This window comes from Streptomyces sp. HNM0645 (assembly GCF_030056615.1).
Classification (GTDB): domain Bacteria; phylum Actinomycetota; class Actinomycetes; order Streptomycetales; family Streptomycetaceae; genus Streptomyces; species Streptomyces marianii.
Window position 1 is genome coordinate 39,300 of the sequence record NZ_JASHLT010000045.1, and the last position, 22,124, is coordinate 61,423.

The window sequence follows — 22,124 nt, forward strand, 5'->3', positions numbered from 1 at the left end:
CATCGCGCACCACGTACACCTCTGTCCGACATGCGCTGTATAGCGGATACATCGAAACTGTCCGTAACTGCTTACGTCGATCCGAAAGCGGGAGGAAGCCATGGGCTGGTTGTGGGCGATCATCGTCGGATTCGTGCTGGGGCTGATCGCCAAGGCGATCCTGCCGGGGAAGCAGCACAGTCCGCTCTGGCTGATCACGATCTTCGGCATCATCGGCGGCATCGTCGGCAACGCCCTCGCGGGAGCCTTCGGGATCGGGGAGACCCCCGGTATCGATTGGGGCCGTCACGCCCTCCAGATCATCGCCGCCCTGGTCGTCGTCGGCGTGGGCGACATGCTGTACATCGCCGTCCGCGGCAGGAAGAAGGTGGCCTGAGGGGCCCGAGCGCTCCGCGAGCCGGACTCCTGCGAGAACGGAAGCGACGGACCCCGGGCAGCACGGCGGCCGGACGGGAAGGTACCCGCCCGGCCGCCGTCTTGCGTACCGCTGTGTGCTGTGTGCTGTGTGCTGTGTGCCGTGCGGTGCCGTGCCCGGGGCCGTGGGCTCAGCCGCCCGTGACCTCCACCGCGGCCAGGTTCTTCTTGCCGCGCCGCAGCACCAGCCAGCGCCCGTGCAGCAGCTCGTCCGCGGCCGGGACCGCGTCCTCCGCGGCCACCTTCACGTTGTTCACGTAGGCGCCGCCCTCCTTGATGGTGCGACGGGCGGCCGACTTGCTCGCCACCAGCCCCACCTCCGCGAAGAGGTCCGCCACCGGAGCCGGCTCCGCCACCCGGGCGTGCGGCAGCTCGGACAGCGCCGCCGCCAGGGTCGCCTCGTCCAGGTTCCCGAGCTCGCCCTGGCCGAACAGCGCCTTCGACGCGGCGATGACGGCGGCGCACTGGTCGGCGCCGTGCACCAGCGTCGTCAGCTCCTCGGCCAGCGCCCGCTGTGCGGCTCGGGCCTGCGGCCGCTCCTCGGTGAGCCTCTCCAGTTCCTCCAGCTCCTCACGGCTCCGGAAGCTCAGGATCCGCATGTACCCGGAGACGTCGCGGTCGTCCACGTTCAGCCAGAACTGGTAGAAGGCGTACGGCGTCGTCATCTCCGGGTCGAGCCAGACCGCGCCGCCCTCGGTCTTGCCGAACTTGGTGCCGTCCGCCTTGGTCATCAGCGGTGTGGCGAGCGCGTGCACGCTCGCGTGAGGCTCCAGGCGGTGGATCAGATCCAGACCGGCGGTCAGATTGCCCCACTGGTCGCTGCCGCCCTGCTGCAGGGTGCAGCCGTGGCGCCGGAACAGCTCCAGGAAGTCCATGCCCTGCAGCAGCTGGTAGCTGAACTCGGTGTAGCTGATGCCCTGGTCGGACTCTAGCCGGCGGGCGACCGAGTCCTTGGTCAGCATCTTGTTGACGCGGAAGTGCTTTCCGATGTCCCGGAGGAACTCGATGGCGGACATGCCCGCCGTCCAGTCCAGGTTGTTGACCATGACCGCCGCGTTCTCGCCCTCGAAGGACAGGAACGGCTCGATCTGGGCGCGGACCCGCTCCACCCAGGCCGCGACGGTCTCCGGGTCGTTCAGGGTGCGCTCGGCCGTCGGCTTGGGGTCGCCGATCTGGCCGGTCGCCCCGCCCACCAGTGCCAGCGGGCGGTGGCCCGCCTGCTGGAGCCGGCGCATGGTGAGCGCCTGCACCAGATGTCCGACGTGCAGGCTGGGCGCGGTCGGGTCGAAACCGCAATAGAACGTGACGGGACCGTCCGCGAGCGCCTTGCGCAAAGCGTCCTCGTCGGTGGACAGGGCGAACAGCCCGCGCCACTTCAGCTCGTCGACGATGTCCGTCACGGTTCCGGTTCTCCTCGAACAGTGGGAAGAAGGTGATGGCCGCCCGAAGGGGCATCCAGCAGTCTATGGGTTCGCCCGAAGGCTCAGACGCCCTGGCTGACGGAGCTCATGTTGAAGTCCGGGACGCGCAGCGCAGGCATGGCCGCCCTGGTGAACCAGTCGCTCCACTCCCGCGGCAGCGTCTTCTCCGTCCGCCCGGCCTCCTGGGCCCGCGACAGCAGGTCGACGGGTGACTCGTTGAAGCGGAAGTTGTTCACCTCGCCGGTGACCTCGCCGTTCTCCACGAGATAGACGCCGTCCCTGGTCAGTCCGGTCAGCAGCAGCGTGGCCGGGTCCACCTCCCGGATGTACCACAGGCAGGTCAGCAGCAGTCCCCGCCCGGTCGACGCGACCATCTCCTCCAGCGACCGCCCGCCGCCCGCGTCCATGATCAGATTGTCGGCGGCGGGGGAGACCGGCAGCCCGGTCAGCCCCGCGCTGTGCCGGGTGGTGATCAGCCGCTCCAGCGCGCCCTCCCGCACCCACTCGGTCGAGGGCACCGCCAGACCGTTGTCGAACACCGACGCGTCGCCGCCGGAGGCATGCGCGATCACGAACGGGGCGCACTCCAGCCCCGGCTCGTCCGGATCGCTGCGGAGCGTGAGCGGCAGCTCGGACAGCCGCTCGCCGATGCGGGTTCCGCCGCCCGGCTTGGAGAAGACCGTGCGGCCCTCGACCGCGTCCCGGCCCGAGGAGGACCACAGCTGGTAGATGAGCAGGTCCGCGACGGCCGTCGGCGGCAGCAGCGTCTCGTAGCGGCCCGCGGGCAGTTCGATCCGGCGCTCCGCCCAGCCCAGCCGGGTCGCCAGCTCGGCGTCCAGGGCCGCCGGGTCGACGTCCTTGAAGTCCCGGGTCGCGCGCCCCGCCCATGCGGAGCGGCTGCGGTCCGGCGACTTGGCGTTGAGCTCCAGTGTCCCGTTGGGCTGGTCGTGACGCAGCCGCACCCCCGTTGACGTGCCGAGGTACGTCGAGGTCAGCTCGTGGTTGGCGAAGCCGTACAGCTCACGGCCCCCCGCGCGGGCGCGTGCGAAGGACTCGCCCAGCGCGGGCGCGAAGTCGGCGAAGACGGCGGAGGAGGTCTCCGCAGGGGCGTCGGTGAAGTCGCCCGCCGCCGGGACGCCGCTCACCAGCGGCTGAGCGTCCTCTGCGGGTCCCGCGGCCCGTGCGGCCGCCTCGGCCGCCCGCACCAGCGGCTCCAGGTCCGCGGCCGTCACGGCCGACCGGGACACCACTCCGGAAGCGGTGCCCTGCGCCCCGTCCGCGGTCGCGATCACGGTGAGGGTACGGCCCCGGGTCACGCCGTTCGTGGTGAGGGTGTTCCCGGCCCAGCGAAGATTGGCCGAAGAGTGCTCGTCGGCGATGACGACACAGCCGTCGGCGGTGGACAGTTCGAGGGCACGCTCGACGATCTCGTGCGGCTTGCTGACGGGGCTCATCGACCGGCCTCCTGGGTGGTGTTCAAGATGTTGACGCCGCGGAACAGTGCGGACGGGCAGCCGTGCGAGACGGCCGCGACCTGGCCCGGCTGGGCCTTGCCGCAGTTGAAGGCGCCTCCCAGGACATACGTCTGCGGGCCCCCGACCTTCTCCAGCGAGCCCCAGAAATCGGTCGTCGTCGCCTGGTAGGCGACATCGCGCAGCTGCCCCGTCAGCCGGCCGTTCTCGATACGGTAGAAGCGCTGGCCGGTGAACTGGAAGTTGTACCGCTGCATGTCGATCGACCAGGACCGGTCCCCGACGACGTAGATGCCGCGCTCCACCCCGCCGATCAGGTCCTCCGTCGACAGCCCGCCCGGTTCGGGCCGGAGCGACACGTTCGCCATCCGCTGCACCGGGACGTGCGACGGCGAGTCCGCGAAGGCGCAGCCGTTGGAGCGGCCGAGGCCCGTGAGGCGCGCGATCCGGCGGTCGAGCTGGTAACCGACGAGCGTTCCGTCCTTCACCAGGTCCCAGCTCTGCGCCTGCACGCCCTCGTCGTCGTACCCGATCGTCGCCAGCCCGTGCTCCGCGGTCCGGTCCCCGGTCACGTTCATCACCGGTGAGCCGTAGCGCAGCCTGCCGAGCTTGTCGAAGGTGGCGAAGGAGGTGCCCGCGTACGCCGCCTCGTAGCCCAGCGCCCGGTCGAGCTCGGTGGCGTGCCCGATCGACTCGTGGATCGTCAGCCACAGGTTCGACGGGTCCACGACAAGGTCGTACCTCCCCGCCTGGACGCTCGGCGCGCGCATCTTGGCGGCCAGCAGTTCCGGGATCTCCTCCAGCTCCGAGTCCCAGTCCCAGCCGGTGCCGGTCAGGTACTCCCAGCCCCGTCCCACCGGCGGCGCGATGGTGCGCATGGAGTCGAACTCGCCGGTGGTCTCGTCCACGGCGACCGCCGTGAGCTGCGGATGCAGCCGGACCCGCTGCTGTGTGGTGACCGTGCCCGCCGTGTCCGCGTAGAACTTGTTCTCGTGCACGGTCAGCAGCGAGGCGTCCACGTGCGCCACGCCGTCCGCCCGCAGCAGCCGCGCGCTCCAGTCCGCGAGCAGCGCGGACTTGTCCTCGTCCGGGACGGCGAACGGGTCGGTCTCGTACGAGGAGATCCACGTGCGGTCCGCGTGCACCGGCTCGTCGGCCAGCTCGACCCGTTCGTCGGAGCCGGCGGCCGCGATCACCTTCGCCGACAGCTTCGCCATCGCCACGGCCTGGCCCGCCACCCTGGCGGCACCGTCCATGGTCAGATCGACTCCGGACGCGAATCCCCAGGCCCCGCCGTGCACGACCCGCACCGCGTATCCCAGGTCGGTGGTGTCGGACGAGCCTGCCGGCTTCGCGTCGCGCAGCCGCCACGCGGCACTGCGCACCCGCTCCAGCCGGAAGTCGGCGTGCGCGGCGCCGAGCGCGCGCGCCCGCGCGAGCGCCGCGTCGGCGAGCGCCCGCAGCGGCAACGCCGTGAAGGCTTCGTCGATGGAATGAGCCACGAATGTCTCCTGTCATGGTGGGACCGGTCGGCACAGGACCGGCCGCCCCGATCATGTCGCGCCCGGATGCCCGCTGCCTACCGCTTTCTGTAGGGACCCGACAGTGCATCCGTGACGCCACTGTCAGGGGTCGATCCCCTGCACAAGGGGCGGTACCGATAGGTTTTCGCAGTGTCAGACCTCTATGGAAAGGGTGATCCGTTGAGCCGCTCGGTTCTCGTCACCGGAGGAAACCGGGGCATCGGCCTCGCCATCGCCCGCGCTTTCGCCGAGGCCGGAGACAAGGTCGCGATCACGTACCGGTCGGGTGAGCCGCCGGCGGACCTGGTGGAGCTGGGCTGCCTGCCCGTCCGCTGCGACATCACCGACGCCGAACAGGTGGAGCAGGCCTACAAGGAGATCGAGGACCAGCACGGCCCCGTGGAGGTGCTCGTCGCGAACGCCGGCGTCACCAAGGACCAGTTGCTGATGCGGATGTCCGAGGAGGACTTCGTCACGGTCCTCGACACCAACCTCACCGGCACCTTCCGTGTCGTGAAGCGCGCCAACCGAGGCATGCTCCGCGCCAAGAAGGGCCGCGTCGTCCTGATCTCGTCCGTGGTCGGCCTGCTCGGCTCGGCCGGCCAGGCCAACTACGCCGCCTCCAAGGCCGGACTGGTGGGCTTCGCCCGCTCCCTCGCCCGCGAGCTCGGTTCGCGGAACATCACCTTCAACGTCGTCGCGCCCGGCTTCGTCGACACCGACATGACCAAGGTGCTCAACGAAGAGCAGCGCGCGGGCATCGTCTCGCAGGTCCCGCTCGGCCGCTACGCGCAGCCGGAGGAGATCGCCGCCGCGGTGCGGTTCCTCGCCTCCGACGACGCCTCGTACATCACTGGAGCCGTCATCCCGGTTGACGGCGGATTGGGCATGGGTCACTGATCACATGAGTGGAATCCTCGCCGGCAAGCGCATCCTCATCACCGGTGTGCTGATGGAGTCGTCCATTGCCTTCCACGCCGCGAAGCTGGCCCAGGAGCAGGGTGCGGAGATCATCCTGACGGCCTTTCCCCGGCCCACGTTGACCGAGCGCATCGCCAGGAAGCTCCCGAAGCCGACCAAGGTCATCGAGCTCGACGTCACCAACGACGAGCACCTCGGACGCCTGGAGCAGGTCGTGCGCGACGAGCTCGGCGGTCTGGACGGAGTCGTCCACTCCATCGGTTTCGCCCCGCAGGACGCGCTCGGCGGCAACTTCCTCAACACGCCGTTCGAGTCGGTCTCGACCGCGATGCACGTCTCGGCGTTCTCGCTGAAGTCGCTGACGATGGCCTGCCTGCCGCTGTTCCCGCAGGAGGGTGCCTCGGTGGTCGGTCTGACCTTCGACGCCCAGTTCGCGTGGCCGCAGTACGACTGGATGGGTCCGGCGAAGGCGGCGCTGGAGGCCACCTCCCGCTACGTCGCCCGTGACCTGGGCAAGCAGAACGTCCGCTGCAACCTGATCTCGGCGGGCCCGCTCGGTTCGATGGCCGCGAAGTCCATCCCGGGCTTCAGCGACCTCGCGGACGTGTGGAACCACCGCTCCCCGCTGGAGTGGGACATGTCCGACCCGGATCCCGCCGGCCGCGGCATCGTCGCCCTGCTGTCCGACTGGTTCCCGAAGACCACGGGCGAGATCATCCATGTCGACGGTGGCGTGCACATGATGGGTGCGTGACGCAGCGTCATCCTCGGACGGCATTCACCCGGTCGCCTTCGATGCCCCGGTCACCCGCTGTGCGCGGGGGGCCGGGGCATCGCCCGTTCGGGTCAACGCAACGGGCGGGCCGGCGTCCGGCCGGGGGACCCTGGAGTGGCAATCCCTCCCTTGTGGTGCAGCAGCGGCGCGAGTCGCAGTACGGCCGAGGAGGTCCTGGTTGTGCTTACGTCGTGGCGATCCGCGTCCGTGCTCGGGGTGCTCGCGGCCCTGGTGTGGCCCGCCTCCACGGCGGCCGTCTCCGAGCCGCCGGGCGAGCCCGCGCCCCGGCCCTTCGGGGCCGCCTGCAGCGTCTACGTCGAAGGCTCCAGGGCCACGGCCCACTGCCACAATCCCTACCTGGACACCGACCGGGTCCAGCTCCACGTCGAGTGCGAACGCTGGTGGGACGTGGACGCGGACAGCACGCCCGTCGACCTCGGCCCGACCGGTCGCGCCACACTCAGCGAACGCTGCTGGAAGGAGATTCGCAGCGTGCGGGTGAGCCATCTGCGGCGCTGAGGTGTCCGGGGCGGCGGCGTCCGGTGCGTCCGGGACCCCACACGACGAAGACGACGGCGAGCGCAGCCAGGACAGGGCCTGATGTCCGGCGGCCGGACGCGGGCGCGGTCGTTCCGGTGCGTTCACCGTGTCCCACGTGTACGAAGCGGGGGCCGGCCGGCGGGTCGGCCCGGTCTCCGCGCACCGCTCACGCTCCGCCGCTCGCCCGGCGACGGCCGCGGGGCGTGCGTGCCGTGCATCCCGCCGTGTGCGGCTCAGGTCCCGCCGCGCATGCACTGGAACGGGTAGCCCGCGGCCTCTGCGGCCGCCGTACCGCCGTCGTGGGCGCGGATCGCCTCGACGAGCCGGCCGTGGTCCATGTGGCTCTCCGGGCGCAGCTCCCGGCCCACGTCGTCCCGCAGCCAGTCGCGCAGCAGATCGCCCAGGTCGGCGTAGAGCGCGGTCAGCACGTCGTTGTGGGAGGCCGCGACCACGGCCAGATGGAAGGTGGCGTCGGCGGTGACGAACCGCTCGGCGTCGCCGGACTCCCACGCCTCCTCGCGCCGTGCCAGCAGCGCGTCCAGTTGCCTCAGGTCCTTCTCGGTGCGCCGCTCCGCGGCGAGCCGCGCCGCCGAGGACTCCAGCGTGGAGCGCAGCTCGGCGATGTGGCGCGGATCGGCGTCGGCGAACCTGCGGTGCATCACCCCGGCCAGCTCGCTCGTGGCCACCACGTAGGTGCCGGAGCCCTGGCGGATGTCCAGCAGTCCGTTGTGCGCCAGCGCCCGGACCGCCTCACGGACGGTGTTGCGGGCGACGCCCAGCAACTCGACCAGCTCCGGCTCGGTCGGGATCCGTGAGCCCACCGGCCACTCACCCGAGGTGATCTGGTTCCGCAGCTCGGTGATGACCTGGTCCGAGAGGGCGGACCGCCGGGGAGAGGTCAGCGCCATGGTGCTCCTTGTCCGGGGGAGGGTCCACGACCCGGCCGTCCCGCGTCGGCTCCGGTGCTCCCGCAGCCGGGCCTCGCGCGATGGTCCGGGATTGGACAACCAATCATCCCATGATTCTATGATGGGTCCATGTCGGACGAGACCCAGACCCTGAGCCCCGCCGCCACGGCGATCCGTACCACCACCGATTCTTCCGCGTCCCCCGCCGGAAGGACGCCGGCCTGGGTCCTCCGGCTCGTCGTCGCCGGTCTCGTGCTCGCCGCACTCAACCTCCGGCCCGCCATCACCAGCCTCGGCGCCCTCCTGGAGGAGGTCCAGGGCGGGCTCCGCATGAGCGGCAGCGTGGCCGGTGTGCTCACCGCCGTGCCTCCGCTCTGCTTCGCCGTCTTCGGGCTCACCGCACCCAGGCTGGCCCGCCGCTTCGGGCCCGCCGCGGTCGTCTGCGCCGGCATGGTGGCCGTCACCGCGGGCCTGGCGCTCCGCCCCTTCGCCGGAGGAACCGCGGCCTTCCTCGCCGCCAGCGCGCTCGCCCTCATGGGCATCGCCGTCAGCAATGTGCTGATGCCGGTGATCGTCAAGCGCTGGTTCCCGGACCGTATCGGCAGCGTCACCGGTCTCTACTCCATGGCGCTCTCCCTCGGCACCGCCGTCGCGGCGGCCGCGACCGTGCCCATGACCCAGGCGCTGGGAGGCAGTTGGCGCACCGGTCTGGCGGTCTGGGCCGGGCTCGCGGCCACCGCCGTACTGCCGTGGATCCCCCTGGTCCGCGACCGGGGCACGGGCACCTCCGGCACGACCGCGGCCATCGGCCCGTGCCAGGAGTCGCCGGGCTCGACCGCGACCGCCGCCTCGGGCAGCAGCGCGGCGCGAGTGCCCGGTCGCACCCGGTACGCTGCCATCGCGCCGGGCCCGGGCCCCGCCACCGGATCGCCCGCTCCGTCGCCCGCCGGGCGCCCGGCCCGGACCGCGCCCGCCCGCACCGGTGCCGACCAGGCGTTCGCGCCGCGCATCGCCCGCAGCCGTACCGCCTGGGCCCTCGCCTGCTTCTTCGGCCTCCAGGCCACCGGCGCGTACATCACCATGGGCTGGATGCCGCGGATCTTCCGCGACGCAGGCGTCCCGGCCGGCACCGCGGGCGTGCTGCTCGCGGTGACCATGGTCATGGGCGTGCCACTCGCCTTCGTGATCCCCCGGCTCGCCGCCCGGCTGAGGACACAGGGTCCGATCGTCCTCGCGCTCGGGCTGTGCGGAATGACCGGCTACGCGGGCCTGTTCCTCGCCCCCGCCGCCGGTGCCTGGGCCTGGGCGCTGCTGCTCGGCATCTCCAACTGCGCCTTCCCCCTCGCGCTCACCATGATCGGAATGCGCTCCCGCACCGGCACCGGGGTCGTCCGGCTGTCGGCCTTCGCCCAGAGCACCGGCTATCTGATCTCCATCCCCGGGCCGCTGCTCGTAGGCGTCCTCCACCAGCACAGCGGTGGCTGGGGCCTGCCGCTGGCGCTGATGGCGGGGCTGACCGTGCCGCAGATGGCGGCCGGTGTCCTCGCGGGCCGGGACCGCACGGTCGAGGACGAAGCCGGGATGCGACACTGACCCCATGCCTGTGCTCGACCCGAACCCCCCGAACGGCCAGAAGAAGCTCCTGCTCGTCTTCGGCACGATGATCGGCATCACCGTGATCATCGGAATCATCGCCTCGATCGCCTCGCCCTGACCGCGGCGACGGGGGTTTTCCCCACCGTCCCCTAAGGGCGCGTGTCAGGGGGAAGTGGGTGGCCCACCGGATGGGCGGCCCGGTCCATGATCCGTAGGTTGGAAGCAGCTCAGCAGGAGCCCAGCTTCGGACCTCACGGAGGCGGCCATGTCGGCCCGTACGCACCCCCGGCACCACGCACCGGCGGCGGCCGACGGCGGTGATGCCTGCGCGGGGAGCGGCGGTACCCGGCCGGGGAAAGCCGGTACCGGGCCGAGGACCACCGGCGGCCCGGAACGGCGCGAGGCCGTCGGCCCGCGGAGCGCCTGCACCGGCCCGCGGGGAGCCGGAATCGGCCCGTGGGCTGTCGGCACCGGGCTCAGGTGGTGGGCCCTCGTCCCGCCGGTGATCGCCTTCTCCGCGCTCTTCCTGCTCGCCACCGCCGCGGGCCGGGCACAGGCCGCCGACCATTCGCCGGTGGTGTTCCTCGGCTGGATCCAGCTGGCACTGACCGGCCCCTGAACCGGGCGCCACCACCGCCTTGCCGGCCGCCGCGGACGTGCTCCCGCTTCGTGCGGCGACCCCTCAACACCCTGCGCCCGCTGGCTGATTTCATGCGAAGCTGGGGAGCATGAGCGCCGATACACCGCGAAGGATCGTCCTACTCCGCCATGCGAAGGCCGACTGGCCCCAGGTGTCCGACCACGAGCGGCCGCTCGCCGACCGGGGCCGCACCGACGCCCCCGTCGCCGGCCGCAAGCTCGCCGACACCGGCATCCCCTTCGACCTTGCCCTGTGCTCGACCGCCACGAGGACCCGCGAGACCTGGAAGCTCGCCGTCCAGGAGTTGCCCGAGCGGCCCAGGACCGTGTACGAGGAGCGGCTCTACGAGGCCTCGCTCGGAGATCTGCTGGCGCTGCTCAACGAGACCCCGGACGAGGTCACCGATCTGCTGCTCATCGGTCACAACCCAGGGATGCACGCCCTCGCCGACGCCCTCGCGGGGAAGGCGGAGGGCGACACCCTGCAGCGGATGAGCCGCGGCGGCTTCCCGACCGCGGCGTTCGCCGTGGTCGGCTTCTCCGGTTCCTGGAAGTCCGTCGAGCACGGCGTGGGCACGCTCATCGACTACTGGGCCCCGCACGACTGACCGGGGTACGCCGCCGGGAAACGTTCCGGTGCGCACTCGTTGCACCGGGGCCCGTCACTCCTCGCCGGCCACCGGCGCCGACCGTTCCGGGCGGCCCGTACCTGCGGCCGGGGCCGTCCGTCCGCAGGTACCGGTGCGGTGGCACCGGCCGGTCCCGGTCCCCGTCTCAGTCCTCGTGGGCGTCCGCGGCCTCGACCTCTTCGCGGGTGATCCCGAGCAGATACAGCACCGTGTCCAGAAAGGGCACGTTGACGGCCGTGTCGGCGGCCCTGCGCACCACGGGCTTGGCGTTGAAGGCGACGCCGAGCCCGGCCGCGTTCAGCATGTCCAGGTCGTTCGCGCCGTCGCCGATGGCCACGGTCTGGGCGAGCGGCACCCCGGCCTCCGCCGCGAAGCGCCGCAGCAGCCGGGCCTTGCCGGCCCGGTCCACGATCTCGCCGGTGACGCGTCCGGTCAGCCTCCCGTCCACGATCTCCAGGGTGTTGGCCGAGGCGAAGTCGAGGCCCAGACGCTCCTTGAGGTCGTCGGTGACCTGGGTGAACCCGCCCGAGACCACGCCCACTTGGAAGCCCAGCCGCTTCAGCGTACGGATCAGGGTGCGCGCGCCCGGGGTGAGCCGCACCTCCGTGCGCACCTTGTCCACCACCGACGCGTCCAGGCCCGCCAGCAGCGCGACCCGGGCGTGCAGCGACTGCTCGAAGTCCAGCTCCCCCCGCATCGCGGCCGCCGTGACCTCGGCGACCTCCGCCTCACAGCCCGCGTGCGCGGCGAACAGCTCGATGACCTCGTCGGTGATCAGGGTCGAGTCGACGTCCATGACCACAAGGCGCTGCGCCCGGCGGTGCAGTCCGGCCGAGACGACGGCGACATCCACCCCGATCTCCGCCGCCTCGGTCGCCAGTGCGGTGCGCAGCGGTTCGGTCTCGCAGCCCGAGACCGCGAACTCCACGGCGGTGACCGGGTACTTGGCGAGCCGGTGGATACGGTCGATGTTGCCGCCCGTGCCGGTGATCCTGGCCGCTATGGCGGCCGTGGACTCCGCGGTCAGCGGATGCCCGAGCACGGTCACATGCGAACGCCCGCTGCCCCGGGGCCGGTTGTCCCCGAGACCCGAGATGATCTCGGCCTGCAGTCTCAGCGACTCGGCCCAGCTGTGCACGGTGGCCCGCAGTTCGCCCTCGGTGCCGGCGGTCGGCTCGGTGACGAGTGCGCAGAGGGTGATGCGCCCCCGCGTGACGACCTGCTCGATGTCGACCACGTCGACCGAGAAGGCGGCGAGGGTGTCGAAGAGCCCGGCCGTGATACCGGGACGGTCCTTCCCGAAGATCTTCACCAGCAGGGTGGGGACGTCGGGCGTCTGCGGGGGCTGCGATGCGCTCATGGTGCTCCCACCGTATCGGGCACTCCGTGCCGGGCGCCGCCCCGTCCCGCGTACCGGACAGCCCCGCCCCTGCCAGGCTACGTGCAGGTGGCGCCGGGATTGCCGCAGGGCCGACGGGGGCCGAACGGGGGACCCGGAAGGGTGGGATCCCGCACGCCCGGCGGCCCGGTCCCGTCCGCGCCGGGGCGGGAGGGCGGACCTCCTCGCGCCCGGTGCGCGGAGCCGCCCGGCGCCCGTCGCCGTCCACCCCTCGAGCGCCGTACCACCGGCGTGCCGCTCGCGCCGTCCCGTGCGCCGGATCGCCGGTGCGCCAGTCGTCCCCGCGGGTCACCCGCGGCGGGGACCGCCGGGCGGACGGCTTGGCCCGCGGTCCTCCCACGGGGCCGCGCCCGCGGTTGCCTACGGCCCCCCGCCCGGCCCGACCCGTGGCGCCGCCCGAGCGTCCGCAGCCTCGCAGGCCTCGTCGCCCGGAGCCCGTCTGTGCCGGGCCCACGATCCGCCCCGACTTGCCCCCTTCACGCATGATCCGTGGGTGCTCGTGGGTGCATGCCACGCTCCGGACGTTTTTCTCCACCCTCAACGGCGCACGGGCGGACGGGCGGTGGCCGTCTTCACAAGGCCCGACTTTCGGATACGCGACCGTGCCTGGAATAGTTCCCCACGATGTTCGCCATCCCTAGACTCCCGTCGCGGGGGTAGCTCGGGGGACAACTAGTGGGGCATGGAGTGCCGGAACTCGTACTGGAATTGAACGGAAGGACCTGGACCCTCGATCCGTCCAGGTCGTACACCCTGGGGCGGGATCCCCAGGGTGACGTGGTGATCGACGACGCCAGGGTGTCGTGGCGCCACGCCACGATCAGCTGGGGCGGCCGGAGTTGGGCCATCGAGGACCACGGCAGCACCAACGGCACGTATGTGCAGGGCCGGCGCATCCACCACATGGAGCTCGGCCCCGGCTCCGCGGTGCACCTCGGCAACGCCACCGACGGCCCGCGGCTGAGCCTGTCCGGCACCGAAGCCGGCGCGTACAGCGCGCAGGGAGCCGTACCGCAGCAGGCCGCCCAGGCCCAGCCGTCGCCGCAGGCCCCCGCCCAGCAGGGCTGGGCCCAGCAGCAGGCGCCCCAGCCCCAGGCCCAGCAGCAGTGGCAGCAGCCGGCCGCCGCCCAGGTGCCGCACCAGCAGGGCCCGCGCGACCACTACGTCCAGAAGACGCCCGGCGGTGCCGCGGGGGCCCCGCCGGTCCACGGCGACCGCAGCCCCACCACGTTCCACCAGCTGTCCCTGGGCCGTGTGATGCGCATCGGCCGTGCGCTGGAGAACGATCTTGTCGTCTCCGACCTCCAGGTCTCCCGCCACCACGCCGAGTTCCGTGCGACGCCCGACGGCCGTTTCGAGATCCACGACCTCGGTTCGCACAACGGCACGTACGTCAACGGCCAGCCGCTCGCCAAGTCCGGCACCGCGCTCATCGGCCCGAACGACACCGTCGGCGTCGGTCACTCGACGTTCCGGGTCGTCGGCGACCGCCTCGAGGAGTTCGTCGACACCGGTGAGGTCTCCTTCTCCGCCCGCCACCTCACGGTGACGGTCGACGGCGGCAAGCAGATCCTCAAGGACGTCTCCTTCGGCGTCCCGGAGAAGTCCCTCATCGCGGTCATCGGCCCCTCCGGCTCCGGAAAGTCGACCCTGCTCAAGGCGCTCACGGGCTACCGTCCGGCCAACGAGGGCGATGTGCTCTACGACAACCGGAACCTGTACAAGCAGTTCGCCGAGCTGCGCCAGCGCATCGGTCTGGTCCCGCAGGACGACATCCTGCACAAGGAGCTGACCGTCAAGAAGGCGCTCACGTACGCGGCCAAGCTGCGTTTCCCGGCGGACACCACGGCGGTCGAGCGCGAGGCCCGCATCGACGAGGTGCTGCGCGAGCTCAAGCTCGACATCCACAAGGACAAGAAGGTCACCTCCCTCTCCGGTGGCCAGCGCAAGCGCGTCTCCGTCGCCCTGGAGCTCCTGACCAAGCCGTCGCTGATCTTCCTGGACGAGCCGACCTCCGGCCTCGACCCGGGCATGGACCGCGACGTCATGCAACTGCTGCGCGGCCTCGCCGACGACGGCCGCACCGTCCTCGTGGTCACGCACTCGGTGGCCGAGCTGGCGCTGTGCGACAAGCTGCTGGTGATGGCGCCCGGCGGCTCGGTGGCGTACTTCGGCCCGCCGGAGGAGGCACTGAACTTCTTCGGCTACGAGACCTGGGCCGATGTGTTCTCCGCCTTCGAGAACTACCGCGACTACGACTGGGCGGGCCGCTGGAAGGGCTCGCAGCACTTCCAGGTGTACGCCGCGGACATCGACGCCGTCGCCCCGCAGTCGGTGCACATGCCTCCGCCGCAGGCGATGAGGCCGCCGAAGCCGCAGGGCTGGTTCTCCCAGCTCGGCACACTGATGCGGCGCTATGTCTCGGTGGTCTCCTCCGACCGGGGCTTCCTCGCGCTGACGGTGCTCCTGCCCGCCGTCATCGGCGCGGTGAGCCTGCTCATCGATCCGGACAAGGGCCTGCTGCCCAACGGCGTGAACCCGCAGAGCGGGAGGATCATCCCGAACGGCACGGCCACGACCGTGCTGCTGATCCTCGCGGCCGGTGCCTGCTTCTCCGGTGCCGCCAACTCGGTCCGCGAGCTGATCAAGGAACGGGTGATCTACGAGCGGGAGCGGGCGACCGGCCTGTCACGCTCCGCGTACCTGATGTCCAAGGTGATCGTCCTCGGTCTGATCACCGTGTTCCAGGGCGCCCTGGTCGGCGCGATCGGCTTCGCCGCCCGGGAGATCCCCGAGGAGGGGCTGGTCCTCGGCTCGGCCGCGCTGCTGGAACTCTCGCTGCCGATCATGGCGCTCGGTTTCGCCTCGATGATGTTCGGCCTGGTCATCTCGGCGCTGGTGAAGACGGCCGAGAAGGCCATGCCGCTGCTGGTGATGTTCGCGATCGTCCAGATCGTCTTCACCGGCTGCCTGTTCACTCTCAACGGCACCATCGGTGTGAACGAGTTCTCGTACCTGATGCCGTCCCGCTGGGCGGTCGCCGCGGCCGGCGCCACCCTGGACCTCAACAGGATCAGGCCCGACCAGGACGACCCCGGCAACACCGACCCTCTCTGGGACCACGAGATCGGCGCCTGGGGCCTGGACATGGCCGCCCTCCTGGCGCTCGGCGCACTGTGCGGCTTCTTCGTGGCGCGCTTCCTGCGCCGCCACGAGCCGGAGGTCATGCGCAAGTAGCGGACCCCTCCGCCCGGCCTCCGGGCGGTACGGACGACGCCGGAGGGCGGCACCCGCGATCGGGTGCCGCCCTCCGGCACGTGTGTGTCCCTGTCGTCGCGTCCGTCAGTAGGCGCTGTTGACGTTGTCGATCGTGCCGTAGCGGTCGGCCGCGTAGTTGCAGGCGGCGACGATGTTGGCGACCGGGTCGTACTGGTCCTTGGCGGTGCCGGGGACGTGGTAGGCGTCGAAGGTCGGCTTGATGACCTGCAGCAGGCCCTTCGACGGGACGCCGTTGACGGCGTTGATGTCCCAGTTGTTGATCGCGCGCGGGTTGCCGCTGGACTCACGCATCACGTTCTTGTAGATGCCGTGGTAGGTGCCCGGGATGTTGTGCTTCTTCATGATGTCCAGGGCCTCGCGGATCCAGCCGTCCAGGTTGTTCGCGTAGACGGGCTTGCGGGCGGCGGCACGGCTGGCGGCCTGCTCGGCGGCGCGCTTCTTGGCGGCGGCCTCGGCCTTGGCGGCGGCGGCGGCCTTCGCCTTCGCCCGGGCGGCGGCCTGGGCCTTGGCGGCGGCCTTGGCGTTCGCGGCGGCCTGGGCCTTGGCCTGGGCGGCGGCCTTGGCCTGGGCGGCGGTGAAGGCGTTCTGCTCGGCGATGCTGGTCTGCAGCGCGGTGGCCTTCGCGGTGTCGACGGTCGTGGACCAGGCGACCTCGGAGGCCGGCGCGGCCTGCGTCTCCGTGCCGGCGACGGCGTTGCCCGGGACGAGCGAGAACGCGAGGGCGGAGGCGCCAACGGCGGCCACACCGGCAATCGAGAACTTGTGGGTCTTGGACATACGGCGGAAGCCGGGGGTGCGGGACGCGGACATGCGAGACGTACCTCTTCGAATAGCGGGAGTCGCTTCGGCCGGGGCGGCGCAGCGCCTGCTCGGCGGCGACGGACGCAATTCTTAGCGGCCGCAAAATGCTGTGGCAAAGGTGTGACATACGATCCCCGGTAGTGGACCCGGAACCCCCAAAATCGGACAAGTCACTCACCTTGGCCTGCTCACATGTCCTTTATGTATCCACTAGCGCGCTTCGTAAGTGATGTGCGTCCTATGTGCGGGCTCACATCGCGCCACCGTCGCACTCACGATCCGTTGCTCCAGCAATGCACTCAGTGAGTGTCCTGGTCCGGAAGGACGAGATGGGCGTCGCCGAACTCGTGCCAGAGGTAGAGATGCCGTACCGCCTCCGTGTAACTCCTGGTCAGCGCCTCACGTCCGGCGATCGCCGCCAGCATCAGCAGATGCGAGGCCGCCGGTTCGTGCAGGCCCGTCAGCAGGCCCTCCACCGCCCGCACCCCCCGCGCGGGTGTGACGACGAGGTCCGTCCAGCCCGCCGCGGGACGCACCGTCCCGTCCGGACCCGTCGCCGACTCCAGCGCCCGCACCGCCGTCGTCCCGACCGCCACGATCCGCCCGCCCGCACCGGCCCGACGGCGGGCCCGGGCCGCGTTCACCAGCCACGCCGTGGCCGCCGGCACCTCGAACCGCTCCGGGTACGGCGGCTCGTGCGCCTCCGACGAGGCCACCCCCGTGTGCAGTGTGACCGGGGCGAAGAGCACGCCGCGCCGCACCAGCTCCGCCACCAGCGGCTCCGTGAACGGCCGCGCCGCGCTCGGCATCTCCGCCGAGCCCGCCCCGTCCCGCGCGGGCAGCGCGAACACCGTCTGATACGCGGACAGCGGCTGGTCCCGCTCGGTGTACCCGTACCGGATCGGTCTGCCGTACCGCGCCATCAGCCCCGGCACGTCCACCGACACGGCGGCCCACCACAGCCGGGGCGAGCCCTTCACCAGAGGCTCCTGCGGCACGAGCACTCCGCCCCCGGGGAGGCGTATCCGCGCGCCCGCGGGCCCTCCCGCCCGAGGCAGCGTGCTGCCCGTCCCGTCCGGCGACCGCAGCTCCACCGCCCACAGCCCCCCGCCCCCGGCCGCCGTCCCGGAGCGCTCCCGGTCCGCGCGTGTGGAGAAATGGACGACCAGCCGCTCCCCGCCCAGCCGCGCGTTCACAGCCGCCGGAAGCGTCGCGGAGGTGTTCACCACCAGGACGTCCCCGGCCCGCAGCAGCCCGGGCAGCCCGCGGAACGCGTGGTGCGTCACGGCCGTACCCCGCGACACCATCAGCCGCACGTCGTCGCGCCCGTCCCCGCGCTCCTCCGCCGGGACCCGCGCCGACAGCCCGTCCGGCACCCGCAGGGCCTCCAGCACGCTCATCGGCCGGCCACCAGCGCCGGAGCCGCGTACCGCCCGCTCGCCGGCCGCTCGTCCAGTAGCCGCAGGAACCCCGGCACCACCTCGTCGGGCGCCGGCCTCGGGTCGTCGTCGCCCGGTACCGCGGCCGCGTACAGATCCGTTCCCATGTCGCCGGGGTCGACCGCCCACACCCGCAGCGCCGGTTCCTCGACCGCCAGTACCGCCGCCAGCCGGTCGAGAGCCGCCTTCGACGCCCCGTAACCGCCCCACGTTCCGTAGGCCCCGGTCGCCGCGTCGGACGACACCGCGACCACCGCGCCCGGCGCACCGGCCCGCAGCAGCGGCAGCGCCTCCTGCACCAGACCCAGCGCCGCCACCACGTTGGTCTCCAGCGCCGCTCGCAGTCCCTCCAACGGCAGCTCCTCCAGTCGCACCAGGGGCTCCGCGCCCAGCGCGCTGGCGTTGCTCACCAGCAGATCGAGGGAACCGCCCAGCTCACGGGCAGCGGCCACCAGTTCGGCGCGGTGCCGGGCGTCCGTGACGTCCCCGGGCAGAGCCCTCACTCCGGTCCCGTACCGGCGCAGTTCCTCCGCCGACGCCTCCAGGACCGGCGCCGTCCGGGCGTCCAGCACCAGATCCCAGCCGCGCCGCGCGAGCGCGGCCCCCAGTGCGTGCCCGAGCCCCTTCGAGGCTCCCGTGACGATCGCGACAGGCATGACGTCCGTCCCCTCTTACTGTGCGATGCCGTTCCGGACTCAGGCTGTCTCCGCGCCGGGGCCGGCCGCCTCGTCCCCGCGCCCGTACCGGGCAGGGCACTTCGACCTAGGCCCCGGGACCGGGTCCGCCGCCGTCCACAGGCCGATACGCACCGTCACGGCACCCCGGTACGGTGATCCCATGAGCCATCGACCGAGCTCCGGGCTGGCCGCCGTCAGCACCGCCCTGCTGGCCATGAGCAGGCATCTCGAGGTCCGCGACGTCCTCAAGACGATCGTGGCCTCGGCCCGTGAGCTGCTCGACGCGGAGTACGCGGCGCTCGGCGTGCCCGACGACCACGGAGGCTTCGCCCAGTTCGTCGTCGACGGTGTCAGCGACGAGCAGTGGCGGGCGATCGGACCGCTCCCGCGCCAGCACGGCGTCCTCGCCGCGATGCTGAGGGAGGCGAGGACCGAGCGGCTCGCGGACGTACGGAAGGACCCCCGTTTCGAGGGCTGGCCCTCGGCCCACCCGGACATGGCCGACTTCCTGGGCCTGCCCGTCAAGGACGGCGACGAGACGATCGGCGCGCTGTTCCTCGCCAACAAGCGGTGCCCCAAGCCCGACGGGGGCTGCGGGTTCACGGAGGCGGACGAGGAACTGCTGTCGATCCTCGCCCAGCACGCCGCCATCGCCCTCACCAACGCCCGGCTGTACGAGCGCAGCCGCGAACTCACCATCGCCGAGGAGCGCTCCCGGCTCGCGCACGAGCTCCACGACGCCGTCAGCCAGAAGCTGTTCTCCCTCCGGCTGACCGCGCAGGCCGCGGCCCGCCTCGTGGACCGCGACCCGGCGCGGGCCAAGGGCGAGCTGCAGCAGGTGGCCGCGCTCGCCGCGGAGGCCGCGGACGAGCTGCGCGCGGCGGTCGTCGAACTGCGCCCCGCCGCCCTGGACGAGGACGGCCTGGTCGACACGCTCCGCACCCAGGTCCAGGTCCTCGACCGCGCCCACACCGCACACGTCACCTTCGACAGCCGCGGGGTCCGCGCCCTGCCCGCCGCCCAGGAGGAGGCCCTGCTGAGGGTCGCCCAGGAAGCCCTCCACAACGCGCTGCGGCACTCCGGCGCGCCCAGGGTCGCGGTGAGTCTCGCCCGGCGCGGCCAGGGCGCGGTCCTCAGCGTCACCGACGACGGCAGGGGCTTCGAGCCCGCGGCGGTCCGCAGGGCCGGCCGCCACCTCGGCCTGGTCTCCATGCGCGACCGGGCGAGCGGCGTCGGCGGGACGCTCACGGTGGAATCGGCGCCCGGAAAGGGCACCACGGTCGAGATGGAGGTTCCCGGTGGCTGAGAGGGAAAGCGGGAGCGCGGAGCGCCCCGCCGGCGGGGCGCCGGGGGACGGGGGTGCGATCCGCGTGCTGCTCGTGGACGACCACCAGGTGGTCCGCCGCGGTCTGCGCACCTTCCTCGAGGTGCAGGACGACATCGAGGTCGTGGGCGAGGCGGGCGACGGCGACGAGGGGGTCGCCCGCGCCGAGGAACTGCGGCCCGACGTCGTGCTGATGGACGTGCGGATGCCCGGCACCGACGGCATCGAGGCGCTGCGCAAGCTGCGCGCGCTCGACAACACCGCGAAGGTCCTGATCGTGACGAGCTTCACCGAGCGGCGCACGGTCGTCCCCGCACTGCGCGCCGGTGCCTCCGGTTATGTCTACAAGGACGTCGACCCCGACGCGCTGGCCGCGGCGATCCGCTCCGTGCACGCGGGCCACGTGCTGCTCCAGCCGGAGGTGGCGGGAGCGCTCCTGGCCCAGGACGAGCCGGGCGGCGGGCAGGGGAGGGGCACGTCGCTGACCGAGCGGGAGCGGGAGGTGCTCGGGTTGATCGCCGACGGCCGCTCCAACCGGGAGATCGCCCGGGCGCTGGTCCTCTCGGAGAAGACCGTGAAGACGCATGTGTCGAACATCCTGATGAAGCTCGACCTCGCGGACCGCACCCAGGCGGCGCTCTGGGCCGTGCGGCACGGGCTCTCCGGCTGACATCCGGAGCCGATCGGAACGTTTCGGCAGGTCATCCGCAGAGGGAAGCGGACCGGTTCCCTCCGGTGTGAGATTCATACCGTCGTGTGTATGTCGCCCACACGGCGTATCTCCTCGGGCGTCCCGGGCGTTCTCCAGGGCGAGCCGCGGCGGTCCCGCCGCGGTGACGCCTAGGAGGATCCTGAAGTGAAGAACCTGAAGAAGGCCCTCGCCGTCTCCATGGTCGCCGGTGGAATCGTCGCCGCAGGCGCCGGTGTCGCGTCCGCCACCAGCGCGCACGCGGACGGCCACGCCACGCACTCCCCGGGCGTCGGCTCCGGAAACCTGATTCAGGCGCCGGTCCACATCCCGGTCAACGCCGTCGGTAACACGGTCAACGTCATCGGCGCCCTGAACCCGGCCTTCGGCAACGCGGGCGTCAACGGCTGAACGAGCCGTCGGCCCGCTGGCGGCCCGGCAGCACCCAGCGGACCCCGGCCCCGTCCCGGGGTCCGCTGGCGTGCCCGGTGTCGTCGGGCATCCCCACCGGGCCGGGCATCGGTGCGGCCTACGACGACGGCCCGTGCCGTCCGCGCCTGCGGTGCGTCCGTGTGCGGCGCCACTGCCCGACGGACACCCACCACGGACACCATGGGGAACATCTACGACGGACACCTGCGGGAGGCATCCACAGGGCCGCACGACGGCGGCCGCCACCGCGCCCCGACCGCGGAGGCGCGTCCGCCACTCGGCGCGCTGCCCGACCGCGACCGCACACCCCTCGGCGGCGCCTGGCTCGCGAGACGGGACCCCCGCCCCTGCCCGCCGCATACGGCGATCCGTGCCGGATCCGTGCAAGCGACCCGCGCCCGGGGACGACACCCCCCGTGCCCGTCAGAGACCCGCCCGGCGCTCCTGGTCCTCCACGTAGGCGTTGTACGCCGCCACCTGCGCGCGCCGCGCCACGCGCTCCACCGGGCGCAGCGCCGCCCCACGGGCCGCCATCTCCGACGCGCTCATCGCCCCGCCGTGCCCGTTCTCGTACGCCAGCGACAGCAGGAGCCCGATCCGCCGCGCCAGCTCCAGGACGCGCACCGCCCGGGCCGGATAGCCGGGCGCCAGCACCTCGCGGGCCGCCTTCGCCTCGGCCCGCGCCCGGTACGCGTCCAGCGCCGCCTCGGCAGCCGGCCCGGAAGCCGCCACGTCCAGCCGCGACAGCACCTCCGTGGCCTCCCGCAGCCCCTCCGCGAGTTCGCGCTCCGCCTCGCCGAGGGAGGGCACGTCGGCGGGCGGGGCCTCCCGCACCGGCAGACAGTGCCAGACCACTTCGACGTGCACATCGCCGTCCGGCCCCGCTTCGTGCACCTCGGGCACCAGGCCGTAGGCGACACCGTGGCAGACGACCGCTTCCGCCGCCTCCAGCGCCCGCGCGTTGAACTCCGGCGGCCCGCTCAGGCCCAGCGGATGCCCCGGTGCGGGCAGGGCGACCCGGAACCCCCGCGCCCCGGCCGTACGCAGTCGTCCCAGCCCCAGCGTGAGCCCGACCGGTCCGTTCTCGCCGGGGAGTCCTTCCAGGCGATGCACCGCGTCGTCCCCGACAATCGCGGTCACTGCGTCATCGGGTGATACAAGTCCGGCCAGAAGGGCATTTCCCCAAGCGGCCAGGCGTCCTGAGCGTGGTTCCGAGAGCATGGACCCAGCCTAGGTACCGGACCCGG

The 22,124-nt window shown here is 72.2% G+C and carries 21 protein-coding genes; 12 read left to right on the forward strand and 9 right to left on the reverse strand.

What is annotated here, in order from left to right:
• Positions 1-100 precede the first annotated feature (100 nt).
• On the forward strand, positions 101-376 hold the full coding sequence (locus QMZ92_RS27175) for a GlsB/YeaQ/YmgE family stress response membrane protein (RefSeq protein WP_017948888.1): 276 nt from the start codon (positions 101-103) through the stop codon (positions 374-376).
• Between the two features lie 169 nt (positions 377-545).
• Here the strand turns inward: QMZ92_RS27175 and tyrS are convergent, their stop codons facing one another.
• The 3 genes from tyrS to QMZ92_RS27190 form a co-directional block, all read right to left on the reverse strand.
• The gene (gene tyrS / locus QMZ92_RS27180; protein WP_283300139.1) at positions 546-1,814 is read right to left on the reverse strand and encodes a tyrosine--tRNA ligase; all 1,269 of its coding nucleotides are present in this window, start codon (positions 1,812-1,814) and stop codon (positions 546-548) included.
• Positions 1,815-1,897: 83 nt separating this feature from the next.
• Entirely contained in the window at positions 1,898-3,289 is a 1,392-nt protein-coding gene (locus tag QMZ92_RS27185) for a metallopeptidase TldD-related protein (protein ID WP_283300140.1), read from the reverse strand.
• Positions 3,286-4,809 carry a TldD/PmbA family protein gene (locus QMZ92_RS27190; RefSeq protein ID WP_283300141.1) on the reverse strand — a complete coding sequence of 508 codons (1,524 nt, stop codon included), beginning with the start codon at positions 4,807-4,809 and terminating at the stop codon, positions 3,286-3,288. The genes QMZ92_RS27185 and QMZ92_RS27190 overlap by 4 nt, the downstream gene beginning before the upstream one ends.
• A 201-nt stretch (positions 4,810-5,010) precedes the next feature.
• On the opposite strand from QMZ92_RS27190, the gene fabG reads away from it, so the two are divergent.
• From fabG to QMZ92_RS27205, 3 genes are all read left to right on the forward strand, one after another.
• Positions 5,011-5,730, forward strand: coding sequence for a 3-oxoacyl-[acyl-carrier-protein] reductase (fabG, locus tag QMZ92_RS27195; RefSeq protein WP_283300142.1), 720 nt, complete (start codon positions 5,011-5,013; stop codon positions 5,728-5,730).
• 4 nt (positions 5,731-5,734) lie between these two features.
• Positions 5,735-6,505 (forward strand): enoyl-ACP reductase FabI, encoded by a 771-nt coding sequence (gene fabI, locus QMZ92_RS27200; RefSeq protein WP_138056042.1) that lies wholly within the window; start codon positions 5,735-5,737, stop codon positions 6,503-6,505.
• Between the two features lie 201 nt (positions 6,506-6,706).
• Positions 6,707-7,045: a hypothetical protein gene (locus QMZ92_RS27205; protein WP_283300143.1), complete on the forward strand. Its 339-nt coding sequence runs from the start codon at positions 6,707-6,709 to the stop codon at positions 7,043-7,045.
• Between the two features lie 254 nt (positions 7,046-7,299).
• Here the strand turns inward: QMZ92_RS27205 and QMZ92_RS27210 are convergent, their stop codons facing one another.
• Positions 7,300-7,974 carry a FadR/GntR family transcriptional regulator gene (locus QMZ92_RS27210; RefSeq protein WP_283300144.1) on the reverse strand — a complete coding sequence of 225 codons (675 nt, stop codon included), beginning with the start codon at positions 7,972-7,974 and terminating at the stop codon, positions 7,300-7,302.
• A 129-nt stretch (positions 7,975-8,103) separates the two neighbouring features.
• Here QMZ92_RS27210 and QMZ92_RS27215 point away from each other — a divergent pair, with 129 nt between their 5' ends.
• The 4 genes from QMZ92_RS27215 (at position 8,104) to QMZ92_RS27230 (ending at position 10,817) form a co-directional block, all read left to right on the forward strand.
• A complete protein-coding gene (locus QMZ92_RS27215) occupies positions 8,104-9,567 on the forward strand; it encodes a CynX/NimT family MFS transporter (protein WP_283300145.1) in 1,464 nt (487 codons plus the stop codon).
• A 4-nt stretch (positions 9,568-9,571) separates the two neighbouring features.
• Positions 9,572-9,688 carry an SGM_5486 family transporter-associated protein gene (locus QMZ92_RS27220; protein WP_267905275.1) on the forward strand — a complete coding sequence of 39 codons (117 nt, stop codon included), beginning with the start codon at positions 9,572-9,574 and terminating at the stop codon, positions 9,686-9,688.
• Between the two features lie 147 nt (positions 9,689-9,835).
• On the forward strand, positions 9,836-10,189 hold the full coding sequence (locus QMZ92_RS27225; protein WP_283300146.1) for a hypothetical protein: 354 nt from the start codon (positions 9,836-9,838) through the stop codon (positions 10,187-10,189).
• Positions 10,190-10,298: 109 nt separating this feature from the next.
• Positions 10,299-10,817, forward strand: coding sequence for a SixA phosphatase family protein (locus QMZ92_RS27230; RefSeq protein ID WP_138056047.1), 519 nt, complete (start codon positions 10,299-10,301; stop codon positions 10,815-10,817).
• 166 nt (positions 10,818-10,983) lie between these two features.
• Here the strand turns inward: QMZ92_RS27230 and serB are convergent, their stop codons facing one another.
• Complete coding sequence (gene serB / locus QMZ92_RS27235) at positions 10,984-12,198, reverse strand: phosphoserine phosphatase SerB (protein ID WP_138056048.1); 1,215 nt, start codon at positions 12,196-12,198, stop codon at positions 10,984-10,986.
• A 726-nt stretch (positions 12,199-12,924) separates the two neighbouring features.
• Between serB and QMZ92_RS27240 the strand changes: the two genes are divergently transcribed.
• A complete protein-coding gene (locus tag QMZ92_RS27240; RefSeq protein ID WP_283300148.1) occupies positions 12,925-15,474 on the forward strand; it encodes an ABC transporter ATP-binding protein/permease in 2,550 nt (849 codons plus the stop codon).
• Between the two features lie 105 nt (positions 15,475-15,579).
• Here the strand turns inward: QMZ92_RS27240 and QMZ92_RS27245 are convergent, their stop codons facing one another.
• The 3 genes from QMZ92_RS27245 to QMZ92_RS27255 all read right to left on the reverse strand — a co-directional run bounded on the left by QMZ92_RS27245 (position 15,580) and on the right by QMZ92_RS27255 (position 18,412).
• Positions 15,580-16,326: a transglycosylase SLT domain-containing protein gene (locus QMZ92_RS27245; RefSeq protein WP_283300149.1), complete on the reverse strand. Its 747-nt coding sequence runs from the start codon at positions 16,324-16,326 to the stop codon at positions 15,580-15,582.
• Positions 16,327-16,616: 290 nt separating this feature from the next.
• Complete coding sequence (locus QMZ92_RS27250; protein WP_283300150.1) at positions 16,617-17,717, reverse strand: S-adenosylmethionine:tRNA ribosyltransferase-isomerase; 1,101 nt, start codon at positions 17,715-17,717, stop codon at positions 16,617-16,619.
• Entirely contained in the window at positions 17,714-18,412 is a 699-nt protein-coding gene (locus QMZ92_RS27255; protein ID WP_283300151.1) for an SDR family NAD(P)-dependent oxidoreductase, read from the reverse strand. The genes QMZ92_RS27250 and QMZ92_RS27255 overlap by 4 nt, the downstream gene beginning before the upstream one ends.
• Positions 18,413-18,593: 181 nt before the next feature.
• On the opposite strand from QMZ92_RS27255, the gene QMZ92_RS27260 reads away from it, so the two are divergent.
• The 3 genes from QMZ92_RS27260 to QMZ92_RS27270 all read left to right on the forward strand — a co-directional run bounded on the left by QMZ92_RS27260 (position 18,594) and on the right by QMZ92_RS27270 (position 20,856).
• A complete protein-coding gene (locus QMZ92_RS27260; protein ID WP_283300152.1) occupies positions 18,594-19,739 on the forward strand; it encodes a GAF domain-containing sensor histidine kinase in 1,146 nt (381 codons plus the stop codon).
• A 58-nt stretch (positions 19,740-19,797) separates the two neighbouring features.
• Entirely contained in the window at positions 19,798-20,427 is a 630-nt protein-coding gene (locus QMZ92_RS27265) for a response regulator (protein ID WP_283300168.1), read from the forward strand.
• 186 nt (positions 20,428-20,613) lie between these two features.
• On the forward strand, positions 20,614-20,856 hold the full coding sequence (locus tag QMZ92_RS27270; RefSeq protein ID WP_283300153.1) for a chaplin: 243 nt from the start codon (positions 20,614-20,616) through the stop codon (positions 20,854-20,856).
• A gap of 444 nt (positions 20,857-21,300) precedes the next feature.
• On the opposite strand, the gene QMZ92_RS27275 is transcribed toward QMZ92_RS27270, so the two are convergent.
• Positions 21,301-22,098 carry an Rv1486c family protein gene (locus QMZ92_RS27275; RefSeq protein WP_283300154.1) on the reverse strand — a complete coding sequence of 266 codons (798 nt, stop codon included), beginning with the start codon at positions 22,096-22,098 and terminating at the stop codon, positions 21,301-21,303.
• Between the last annotated feature and the right edge of the window lie 26 nt (positions 22,099-22,124).